Annotated in this window: 7 protein-coding genes; all 7 read right to left on the reverse strand. The window is 27.8% G+C overall.

Annotated features, from left to right (window positions below; translation table 11 throughout):
* On the reverse strand, positions 1 to 983 hold a 983-nt coding region (locus Q0409_RS06245), incomplete at its 3' end, for a P-loop NTPase fold protein (protein ID WP_298536156.1).
* A gap of 40 nt (positions 984 to 1,023) precedes the next feature.
* A complete protein-coding gene (locus tag Q0409_RS06250; protein WP_298536157.1) occupies positions 1,024 to 1,878 on the reverse strand; it encodes a DUF3800 domain-containing protein in 855 nt (284 codons plus the stop codon).
* Positions 1,879 to 2,148: 270 nt separating this feature from the next.
* Positions 2,149 to 2,427: an ArsR family transcriptional regulator gene (locus Q0409_RS06255; protein ID WP_298536159.1), complete on the reverse strand. Its 279-nt coding sequence runs from the start codon at positions 2,425 to 2,427 to the stop codon at positions 2,149 to 2,151.
* A 289-nt stretch (positions 2,428 to 2,716) separates the two neighbouring features.
* Positions 2,717 to 4,363, reverse strand: coding sequence for an AlwI family type II restriction endonuclease (locus tag Q0409_RS06260; RefSeq protein ID WP_298536161.1), 1,647 nt, complete (start codon positions 4,361 to 4,363; stop codon positions 2,717 to 2,719).
* 10 nt (positions 4,364 to 4,373) lie between these two features.
* A complete protein-coding gene (locus Q0409_RS06265) occupies positions 4,374 to 5,273 on the reverse strand; it encodes a DNA adenine methylase (RefSeq protein WP_298536163.1) in 900 nt (299 codons plus the stop codon).
* 1 nt (position 5,274) lies between these two features.
* Positions 5,275 to 6,402 (reverse strand): DNA adenine methylase, encoded by a 1,128-nt coding sequence (locus Q0409_RS06270; protein WP_298536165.1) that lies wholly within the window; start codon positions 6,400 to 6,402, stop codon positions 5,275 to 5,277.
* 210 nt (positions 6,403 to 6,612) lie between these two features.
* Complete coding sequence (locus Q0409_RS06275; protein WP_298536167.1) at positions 6,613 to 8,373, reverse strand: DUF262 domain-containing protein; 1,761 nt, start codon at positions 8,371 to 8,373, stop codon at positions 6,613 to 6,615.
* Positions 8,374 to 8,732: the final 359 nt, after the last annotated feature.

Genomic DNA, 8,732 nt, shown 5'->3' on the forward strand with positions numbered 1-8,732 from the left:
AATAAATCCTCATTATATTTAATCTCATCATATATATCTTTTTCAAAAATTTGCAACGCTGTCACTAAAGCAAAATCATCAATATGAATATTTTCTTCTATTGCATATAAATTAAAATCTAATGAATTAAAGTATCTGTTCATATCTCTTATATTTTTAAAATAAGGAATTAATAAATTAAAAATTAATTCTTTATTCATATTTCCTACATTTTCATGATATCCTTTTAATATATCAATTTTTGATGAAAAAACTTTATATAAATCTATATCATCAAATTTTGGAATTACTAATGGAACTTGAACAATCTTATCAATAAAATCTTCTGAATGAGAATAATCATCTGAATTAATATTCCAATCTTTCAATGCATGATTAACATAATCTTTATCAAATGCAAGCAAATAAATTATATTTGGAAAATCTGCTAAAGATTTAACTAGCTGGAAAATTTCTCTTACTTCAGTTGGATTTAATCTATCAATATCATCAATTATTACTAAAATCTTTTTTTGCTTTTTAAATGAGTCTTTTAAAGAACTTTTCAAATCATTTAATGTATTATATTCATCATTTTTATTAAATATTGAAAGAAATTTTAAAGGCTTAAAATAAGAAGACCCAATATCTATAGCACTATCAAACATTTTTGATTTATATTTTGATAGGTGCTTTTTGATTTTACTATTAAAATCATATTTATCAAATGTTGTGGATAATTCATCAAAAAATGAGGATATTAATTGATTCTGAGAGGGATAATTCCATGGATTAAATTTTAAGACTATTATTTCTTCATCAAGTTCTGATTCTATCATATTTATTATCGATGATTTGCCAGTACCCCAATCCCCCATTAATCCTATAACAATACTTTCATCCATTGAAGGATAATTATTTATAGATTTTACTATGGAATTTACAAAATTTGTCCTATGTAATTTATCTTCACTTTTTTCATTTATTGGCATATCAAAATACATTAAATACCTCTTTTTATTAATCATTAATTTTATTTTTTTATTACTTCTGTTTTAATGGGGCTTGATCATTATTATGTTGCGGAGTATAAAACCAAAAATTTAAAGGACCGTGCTTATCATATGAATTAAATCCTTTATTTGATTTTAAAGAAACTCCTAATCTATTAGATTTAGCCCATTCATCAACTGTTTTATATATTTCAAAATGACATTTTTGTTTATTTGATATGTTAATTTCTGATGGAAATAGTGTCTGTTGACCAGTTAACCAAAATTCATATTGATCATAATCCTCATATGATGTCCTTCCCATCCCTGCAAATATATCCGCAATTTGGATTAAATTTTCATCTTCAGTATTTGATTCCTTAAAAAATACTTTCTTATCTGATAAAGTAACTAAACCATTACCCTTAATATTAAAAATGCCATCATTAACAAAAATCTCTTCGAGATTTTCCCAATCCAAATCATTATTTCTGTCTGGATAAATGGTTAACGTTTCCTTATCATATAATTTATCATTAACAAAATTTTTAATTAATTTATAATACATCATAGACAAATTTTTAATATCATCTCTACCAACATGGTTATGGCGACTGTCTTCAATATCCCAAATTAAAACATGAATCCTAAGGGACCCATCCAACATTAATCCAAATAAATAATCTAAAAGTTCTCTTAAAGCTAATACTTTCTTTTTTGATTTTAATTTTTCCCATTTAAACGATTTGATTTTCAAATTATATTTTTTAAGAATGGAACTTAACTTATTATTTATATGTTTAAAATCTGTTTCATGAAGAACTACCAAAGAAACTGATCTGTACTTACCATGATTTTGACTTGACTCATCTGCGAATGCTATATAATTATTGATTTTTTTAATCACCCCATTAATATTCTAACATTTTGTTATTATAATGTAAGTTTGATTAAATATATAAATCTTTCTAAATACTATAAAATCATTAATGATAAAATTAATTAAATGAAAAATAAGTGTTAAAAAATAATAAAAATAATAAACCATATATATGTGTAATACATTAAATGTATTACAAATATATAAACTTTTTGTAATTAAAAATTATATCTAATTAAAATAAATATTATGTTAAAAAATTAAAAAAATATTAATCTAAAAATAAAAATTTTAAATTTAAATTTTTTCAAATTTCTTAAAAATATTAAGAATATTTTTACCCTTTTCAGTCAACCGGTACAGTTTTGGAACATGATAGTCTGGATTCATGACATAGACTAAATTATGCTCACGAAGGGATCTCAAGTGCTTGCTCACATTGTTCGGGTGAACACCAATCTTTCGGGAGATTTCGGTTGGTCTTAGAAAGTCCTCTCCTTCAAATGATTTCAGTACCTTTTCCCTGTTTGGGGCTATTGTTATGTAACTCAATAGAATTAGTGTCTCGTCGTCCATAGGAATAGTTTGTAATTATGTAATATAAATTTAATATCCTGATAGCTATGTGATAGCTATAGGATAGATATTTGATAGATATAATCAAACTAATTAAAAGTTAAAATGATTTTGCCCACTCTTCGATTGAATCATCTATAGTCTTATGCCAATTCTTAGTATTGTTTTCACTTTTTAAATTTAAAAGAGTATTACTAAGGAATTCTTCAAGTTTAGTATGATTGATTAATTTACCATTCTGCAAATTTTTGTTTTACTATTTATGTCTATATGAAATCATAAAATAAAACTACCGGGGAGAAGTTTTATTTATGTCATATCCTTCAAAGCCATTATTAATGAAGAAATAGAATTGATTTAAAGAGTCTCTATGTATTAAAGGAGCTAAAAATAGACAATAACACTCTTTATCCAAATTTTTATCTTTCAAATCTGAAAAATGTCTGCTAATTGGCAAAACTTCATTCTGAACTTGGGCTCTACTTTTAATTAATGTAACTTCAACAATTAAATTAAAAGATTCATAAAAACATTCAATGTCTGAAACTCCTCCTCCAGCTGTGAATAATGGCAATCCATCATCAGCTTTAAGAATGTTAGGTTTGATTTCCAAAGAGTCATCAAGTGCCATTAAGGATAATGAAGTGTACCATTCTAAACATAAAGGTGCTCTATCTTTCCTTTTAGAGCTTGTTAAATTAGCCAATTCATTTAATTTATCGATATAAACACTAAGATTGCTCAAATCACTCTCTTTCAAAGTTCTAAATTCATTGCTTAAAGTATCTAAATGCTGTTTGAATTCTACTTCCATTTCTCTTAAATCATTTAAACCTTGGTTTGGTAAGAATATAGGTTTCCAAACAAAATCGTGCTGTCTCCTATTTGGGAAATTAGAATCAATAGCGTCTTGTGTTTTTTTGATAAGTCTCCCTAAATTAATTATAACTTCTTTTTTATCCTCAATATTTGTTTCCCAAGGAAGCACTGGAAGATTCATGTCATTCAAATAATTTCTATATTCCTCTTTAGTTGCATAATGGCTAGAACTTAAAGAGAGGCTATTGATTAATTGCTTAGCTTGTTCCAACCTAGAAGGAGAAATATCAACATATCTCTGTGCACCTCTATAAATAATATATTGGGTCTTCCTAAACCATCTGATAACTGAATCTGCATAATCTCGTAAATTATTTGATTTTTTAGTAATTTCTGTTTCTGAAACTACATTAAATACTTCTTTAGCTTTTTCCCTAAGCAATTCATTAAAAATTTCCATTTCATCATCAGAAGACTCTTTAACGAAATCCCTATATCTAATTATGTTTTCACAAATATCATCTATTTCAGTATATTTTTTCATAGTAATTACAAATAAAGCAAATTCATTTTTACTTATTCCTTTTCTTTTCCTTTTTCTCCTTCCTTCCAAATCATTCACTTTATTAATGATATATAAAGTTGCTAAGAAAGGGTTTATGTCAAAATCAGAATAACTGCTTTCCAGAGGATTAGGCAATTGCCATTTAACAAAATAATTGAAAAAGAAATTTTGATCTTTGGAAAAATCATCCTCTAAAAAATTTTTTCCTAAATTTGTAATAACTACTGGACCTTCTGATTTTAAAGCTATGGACAAACCCATTTGATTACATCTTGAGACAGAAGTACGTCCTCTAAATGCAGGATCATTAACTAATGAAAATATCCTTTCAGTATCAAAATCATCAAAAGGCTCAGGATTTTCATATTCCATAACTAATTCTTCAGGAATTCCAAGAGGTTTATATAATTTATTCCTAACTAATGCTTTTTGGAATAATGCCTGAGTTTCTTCATCAAAAATTTCACCTTCAAATTCCTCTAACACTCTTAAGAATCCTTGCAACCTTTCAGGATTTCTGACAGTTGTATTAATACTCCAAACTTTTGGCACAATATCACACTCAATAATTACATATTAAAACTTCAACAGATTTTCCTTTTTTTGTCTGATAATTAGAATTGCTGTAGTCAAAATTCAAATAATTAACATTATAATTATTTGCCCACTTTTTCAATAATTTATTTTCCTTTCCTTTGCTTTCTAGAACATTTGATAAAGCAAAGTTCACATTGTTTTCATTTAGATTATCTAAGAATTTTAATAAGCTTCTCTCATCTTCAAGAGTCCAAGCATTTTGTTCGTTATATGAAGCAGTTGTGATTAAATACGGAGGATCAGCATATAAAAAATCTTTAGAAGTTAAATCGCTTACATCAAATTCATTAAAATCCTTGTTTGAAAAAAGAATATCTTTAGTGTTAATAACTTCATGAAAATTCCTTAAATTTTCTTGTGTTCTACTATTGAAATCTCTTTTTCCGACAGTATTGTTAAATTCATTTTTCTTATTGAATCTGATTTGATTATTGAATCCATAAACAATTAATGTATAAAAATATAAACATTTATCATAATCTAAAGTTTCATTTGAATTGAAATCATCCCTCAATTTCATATATTTAGGTTTATTATATTTCCCCAAACCTTTACTTGAATCACAATTATAATAATTATAACCATATTTATCTGATTTAGATAAACCATATGTCTCAATTATGGAAAAAATGGAATCGAATAAACATTCTAAATCATTGTTTTTTATAAAATTGAATAAATAAATCAAAGGTTTATTGCTGTCATTGCAAATAGTTCTATTCGAATCAACATTCAAAGCAACATTGGCTCCACCACAAAATACATCTACAAAAGTATCTATTCTCTTAGGAAAAAGAGGAAGCAACTGATTAAGTAATCTATATTTTCCTCCAGTGTAATTTAAACAGGATTTAATATATTTCATTTTAATCACGAACTTCACAGAAATACAGTAATTCTTTATGATTATTAATATTTGATTTTCCAGTAGTGAATGCTTTGTAATCAGAAGAAAATATCTCAACATCCCCTTTATTAGACAATATCTCAACTATTTCCTCTTGGCTAATCTTTGCATTTGATCTGCCAGACCCCTTTTCTGCCATATTATTATATGAAACCAGTATAAATTTTGAATTGATATTGTTTATCAAATCTTCAAAAGTTTCAGCGGCTTTAACAGTGCAATATTTACTTTTTGTCTTTTTCCTGTCCTTCATTTTTTTAGCAACACCAAATACTTCCGGTTTTTTCCATTCAGCTAAGTTCTCAAGCAAATGGTAAGCGTCACCATATTGTCTTGAATTGTAAGGTGTGTCAATATAAACCAAGTCTGGTTTAATTTTTTTTACTAATTGGTTTGCGTCTTCTTTGAAGATTTTATTGTTTTTGTTGTATTTGTCTTCTAAGCAAGGCATTAATAAGTTTAATTCGTGAGTAGTGTCCAATTTTCTACGATAAGCGTCATAGTGTCCGCAAGTATTAGCCACTCTGTCAGTTGCATAAATTAAGCTAGTTATTAAAATAGCCTTTTCTCTTGGATTAATGTTTTTCAAATGATCTATTTCTTCTCTAATATAACCAATTTTACGAGCATTTTCCATAGTGAAAAAGGAGTTTCCAAAATTTTCTGAAAAATAGTTGTCTTCCGTAATATGCAATGAATTAAAATCAAAAATTATATCTTCAAGCTTGGAATAATTAATTTTTTTATCTGAAAAAAATGTCTGGTAAATTAAATAATTTGAGTATAATATGTCATTTACAATAACTTTTTTCGCAAAAGAATTGAACATTTGAGCAACAACGCCTGTGCCAGCAAATATGTCTGCAACAGAATCAATATCATAACATTTATTTTCATAAACCCAATTTATAAAAGGGCATAATTTGTACTTGCTTCCCAAATAACGCCTATTATGAATAAAAAAGCGATTGGTGGATTCTATATCAAAATAATCGTTAATTTTCAAATCAAATTCCTTGCTATTAATATCTTTAGCTATGAAATTTGTATTTGAGGAAAATTCTCCATAATTAACAACATTTGACATGAAATCACCTTATAAAAAAACGTTTAACTCTTTATCTTAAAAAAAGTATACTTATAATAATATTTAATACTATATAAATCTAATTATAAATATTTTATTAAAATATATAAAGAAAATGTAAGAGCAATTGCAAACTATTAAAAAAAGTAAAAAAGAGAAAATTAAATTAATTCAAATTAATCTAATTTTCATTGAATTTTATAATTTTATTCAAAAATCATCCAATTTTGTAGTTTCTTCAGATTCGTTTCCAAGATATTTGTCAATGGATTCCTGAGACACTTCTGGATATTGCCAAATCTCACATGCTCTGGAAATAAGTTTATCTGCTCTTTTATTAATTTCCTCTTCATTCCAAGTGTCCAAATCTCTTAAATAATTCTTACTTAATCTGAAAATAGTATCATTATATCCACAATCTTCAATGTCTCTCTTTTCTAGGAAAAATTTATCACTTAATCTAGAGTTGCAGCCAGCACCCGTAAGTGTCAAGTTTCCAATGGTGTGAAGATAGGTTTTCTGTATTTCCTTATAATTTGGACCTAATGCCTCTATCCATTCTTGAGACAAGTTAGGATTTTGAGGCATGATATGTTCAATTTCATAATTCTCAACAAAGTGTTTTTCATCATAACCCCAATTCTCTAGTTTGTCAAAAATATACTCCTTGTTCCTACCACTTAGATTGTAGATGTCTCTTTCTCTAAAGTTTCTGCCAAATTCCACATCAGTAGGCATTCTCTGGTAGTTCTCCTTCAATAGAAGTTCTATTTGGTAGGACTCAGAATAGTTGTCCTTGTCTATGTCATTGTACATCTTGGCAAATGTCTTGTTTAGTGAAGGGGTTGGAATGCTGCAGATCAATCTTCTGAGCAAGTAGCTTTCAGTATACCTTATCATCTCAATAAATTCCTCTTCACCCAACAGTCCTGTAGCATAATCCTTGTAGAGGTGCAGCATGAATGGATATGTTACGTCATAGCCCATGCTGCTTAAGCTGTCAAGAGCCTCTTTTAGTTTCCCATTTTCTTCTTTTCCAAATGCTATGCAGGAGAAATATTTTGAAAACTTGAAAACGTCTTTGACAAGATTTTCCACATTGTCATATGTCTTTGAATATTTTTTGAAGTCAGTGTATATGTTTCTGAAAGTAGGCACTTTATCAGTTTTAACAGTTAAGTAATCTCTAATGAATTTGTCGAAAAGCCAACTGCCTGATTCCTCAAACAATTTCTCTATCCTTTTCCAATAATTTGAATAAAGCTCTTCCTGTTCCTCAGGCTTCAAGCCCATAAGAATGTAGTTTCTGATTAAGTCTGCTTGGCTTAGCTCCAATCCTGTAGAGTTCAGGCTTTCAAAAATTAGTTGAGGATTGTCTATGTTGTGTTCCAATGCAACAAAAATGATTAGCAATTTGCTAAGACCCTTATAAATTAACTCAGCATTCTCTTCGTTCATTTTTCCTTTAAAGAATTCGTAATTTTCCTTAACTCTTTTGGAATCCTCTTCAGCGAAAGGTACTTTATCATCTTTAGTTAAATTGTTGATAATCTTTATTAATGTTGCCTTATCCTCATCTGTCAAAATAAGTTTGTACTTGAGTTCTCCTATTTCGTCCTCGTTTATCAAGTAATAGTTTATCAGCTTTTTAGGGTTGATGTTTTCAACAGGATTTTCAAATAAGTAATTACTTAATGCTGAAATCAATAATGAGATTGTGGTTATCCTTTGCTGTCCGTCAATTATCATAAGTTTGTCAATGTCCATCACAATATGTCCTTCTGGGTTCATATAGGTTATGGAACCGATGAAGTGGTTTTCCTCTTGAGAGGACTGTGCCACTCTTTTAATATCTTCAAATAATTGATCACACTCTTTTTCTGTCCAGCTGTATTTCCTTTGATAGATAGGAATTGATAGCTGTTGGCGATTACTCAAAAATTGCAATAAATTCTTTTTACCCGCGTCCATACATATGTCTCCTAACAATTAATAATTATAGTTTTGTCTTTATGATTTATAACTTTTTTTAAACCGTATTTCAGATGACTTGTTCTGCTATACGGACAGTATACAAAAGAGTTACTAAATGGTTACTAAATGGTTACCATAGAATTTTCAATAAGTTCTCTTGAAAAAAATAAGAACAAAAAATAGTAAAAAAACGAAACTAAAAGCAAAAAAAACGTATTTTATTTTTGAAGAATTTGTGCTAAAATAGTACGATAGGTAGAAAAAGCCGAATGGCTGAAGTCGTTTGGCAGATTGGAGAAAGTTATGGAAAAATATATTCATCAAGTAAAATATTACGAAACCGATAAAATGGGCAT

The sequence above is a fragment of the uncultured Methanobrevibacter sp. genome, from assembly GCF_937898925.1.
Taxonomy (GTDB): domain Archaea; phylum Methanobacteriota; class Methanobacteria; order Methanobacteriales; family Methanobacteriaceae; genus Methanobrevibacter.